The 3,262-nt window shown below is 61.3% G+C and carries 2 protein-coding genes and 1 pseudogene; 2 read left to right on the top strand and 1 reads right to left on the bottom strand.

Translation table 11 applies throughout. The features are described from left to right. A partial coding sequence (gene prmB, locus WCA53_RS05495) for a 50S ribosomal protein L3 N(5)-glutamine methyltransferase (protein WP_423906603.1) occupies positions 1 to 767 on the top strand: 767 nt, incomplete at its 5' end. 85 nt (positions 768 to 852) lie between these two features. Continuing rightward, positions 853 to 2,319: pseudogene (gene cls, locus WCA53_RS05490) on the top strand (cardiolipin synthase). Between the two features lie 24 nt (positions 2,320 to 2,343). Here cls and WCA53_RS05485 read toward each other — a convergent pair. Then, a partial coding sequence (locus tag WCA53_RS05485) for a dihydrodipicolinate synthase family protein (protein WP_423906600.1) occupies positions 2,344 to 3,262 on the bottom strand: 919 nt, incomplete at its 5' end.

Raw genomic sequence — 3,262 nt, 5'->3', positions numbered from 1 at the left:
TCGTCCTGCACACCCTGCACCTGCCGCTCGACACGCTCGACCCCTTCCTCGACGCGCGTCTGCTTGACACCGAAATCGACGCCATCATGCAGGTGATCGAACGGCGCGCGACCGATCGCATCCCGGCCGCCTACATCACGAAAGAAGCGTGGATGCACGGGCATCGCTTCTACGTGGATGAGCGCGTGATCGTGCCGCGTTCGTATATTGGCGAGTTGTTGCAGGACGGCTTGCAGCCTTACGTGCCGGACCCCGATCAGGTGGAACGCGTGCTCGAACTCTGCACGGGCTCGGGATGCCTCGCGATTCTCGCGGCTCAAGCGTTCCAGAACGCGGACGTCGATGCCGTCGATATCTCGGCACCGGCCCTGGAAGTCGCGCATAAAAACGTGGACGACTACGACCTCGACGCGCGCATCGCGCTGTACGAAGGCGATTTGTTCGCGCCGTTGCCAGCCGGACGCTACGAAGTGATCATCGCGAACCCGCCGTACGTCAACGCGCTGTCGATGCAAACTCTCCCGGCCGAATACAAGCATGAGCCCGAACTCGCGTTGGCGGGCGGTGTGGACGGCATGGATATCGTGAAGCGGATAATTGGCAATGCGCGCAAGTGGCTAACCGAGGACGGGGTGCTGGTGATCGAGATCGGCAATGAGCGGGCAAACGTGGAAGCGACGCTGGGCGGACTTGACATGGTATGGCTCTCGACCAGCGCCGGCGACGACAATGTATTTCTCATCCAGGCCGCCGACTTGCCGGCTTAGTTTGCCGGTGTCACTTTTTGGCTCGACTTCACGGCTTAACTTCCCGGCTGCGTCGCGGGATCTTTGATTCGGGGCCGCCGCATACATGCACTTCGAGTGGCAAGACTGGCTTCACCTCGGCACGTTCGTCGTGCTCGCGCACGTACTCGGCATGCTCGCTGCGTGCCATGCGGTCCTCAACACGCGTACCTCGCAGGGCGCGGTTGCGTGGGCCGTGTCGCTCGTCGCCATGCCGTACTTCACGCTGATCCCGTATCTCTTTCTTGGACGCAGCAAGTTCGCCGGTTATATCGATGCACGGCGGCTCGAGAATGAGATCCTGCGCAAGAGCGCGCATCCGGCCGAATGGAATTTCCCCGGCGACGATGCCGCCCGTTTGCGCGGCATCGCGCCGGGCGATCCCGCTGAATATCTCGGCCATCCGACCATTCGTGCGCTCACCCGCCTGAGCGGCATGCCGTTTTTGCGCGGCAACGCCGTGCGTGTGCTGATCAACGGCCAGGCGACGTTCGATGCAATCTTCGAGGCTATCGAACACGCGAAGGTCTACGTGATCGTGCAGTTTTTTATCGTGCGGGCGGACGAACTCGGATTCAAGCTGCGCGATCTGCTAATCAGGAAAGCAAAGCAAGGCGTACGCGTCTATTTTCTCTACGACAGCATTGGCAGCTTCGACTTGCCGCATCAGTACGTCGATGAACTGCGCGCGGGCTGAGTGCAGACCCATCCGTTTGCGACCAAGCGCAAATTTGTCAACCGCTTCCAGCTCAACTTTCGCAACCACCGCAAGATTGTCGTCGTCGATGGCGAATGCGCGTTTGTCGGCGGCCACAACGTTGGCGTGGAATATCTCGGCGGAAATCCGCGCCTGTCGCCTTGGCGCGATACACACATTGAAGTACGCGGGCCTGCGGTTGCCAGTATTCAGTTCGTGTTTATCGAGGACTGGTATTGGGCCACTCAGCGGATTCCGGAAGTCGCGGCGTCGAAGCCGTCGACGAAGGACATGAGCTGTCTCGTGTTGTCGAGCGGCCCGGCTGATCATCAGGAAACGTGCTCGCTGTTTTTCGTGGAGGCGATTAACGCGGCGAGAACGCGCATCTGGATCACGACGCCGTATCTCATCCCCGACGAAGCCGTGTTCTCGGCGCTGCGGCTCGCCGTGCTGCGCGGCGTGGACGTGCGCATCCTGATTCCGTGCCGGCGGGATCATCGCGTGGTGTTCGCTGCGTCAAAGCTCTATGCCTACGACGCGTTGCTCGCCGGCGTGCGGATTTTTCGATATCGGCCCGGGTTTCTGCACCAAAAGGTCGTCCTCGCCGACGACATGTCCGCCGCCATTGGCAGCGCGAACCTGGACAACCGCTCATTTCGCCTCAACTTCGAGATCATGGTGCTGACGGTGGACCGGAGCTTTGCCAGCGAAGTCGAGAAAATGCTGCTTGACGACTTCGCTCAATCCTGGGAAATCAGCCGCGACGAATATCTGGGCGCACCGGCGTTGCATCGCGTGGCGATGCACGTTGCACGGCTGTTTTCGCCCATTCTCTGAGCGAGTTTAGCGAGTTTGGCTGACTCACCGGCGGCCGGTCCCATAAGGCCCTAGCATGTCGGCGAAGCGTCGCGCGCATTCCAGGCCGAATCCACCCGGTGCGATTCCGCGATCGTGCTTGACATCGAATCCCATGCGCCACGCAGCGATACGCTTGCCATAGCAAGTTAGGGCATCGAGGGATTGCATCACGAAGACGATCGCCGGCAGCACGTCCTGATAGAGACGTTGTGCTTCTTCCACGTCGCGCGTGAACGCGTCATAAATGCGCAACTGCTGGTCGAACGTATCCGGCGCGACGATCATGCCGGCGCAACCGGCGCGGAGGTTGTCCGGTAATTCCTGGCCGCCGCGTCCGTTGAATACGGGCATTGCGCTGCCCGCGTTCCTCAGGCATTCGATGGTGGCACGCAGCACGGTTGCCGGGCCTTCGCCTTTCAGCCAGCGGAAATTTGGGCATTGCCGCGCGAGTTCGGCCAGTGTTGCAGGCGACAAGCCGACGCCGAGATACTCGGGCGCGTTCTGGATGCCTACGCCGGCTGCGCGGTTCAACCCGTGCATGACGCCCGCGAAGAAATCGAAGTAGAACGACTCGGGTTGTGGCGGTACGGATGGCGGTTGCAGGATCAGCCATTGCGCGCCTTGTGCGATTGCCCAGTTGCCGAAATCCGTCTGCTCTTCGGTCGTGTCGCCGGTGACTGTGACTGCAAGCGGCACACGCTGAGCGATGTCCTCGCGAGCCCAGCTCACTATTTGCTCGCGTTCCGCGCGAGACAGGCGCTTGACTTCTGTCGCCAAACCAAGGATGACGATGCCGGGTGCGCCTGCGGCGAGCGTCTGCTCGACCTGGATGCGCATTGAGTCGCGGTCTAGCCGATTGTGTTCGTCGAAGTAGGCGTAGAGGACCGGCCAGATGCCGGTGGGTGTTTGGAGGGGCATGGAG

The organism is Caballeronia sp., assembly GCF_049581465.1.
Lineage (GTDB): Bacteria > Pseudomonadota > Gammaproteobacteria > Burkholderiales > Burkholderiaceae > Caballeronia.
The sequence above is the reverse complement of the archived record's forward strand: the minus strand, read 5'-3'. Positions and strand labels throughout refer to the sequence as shown.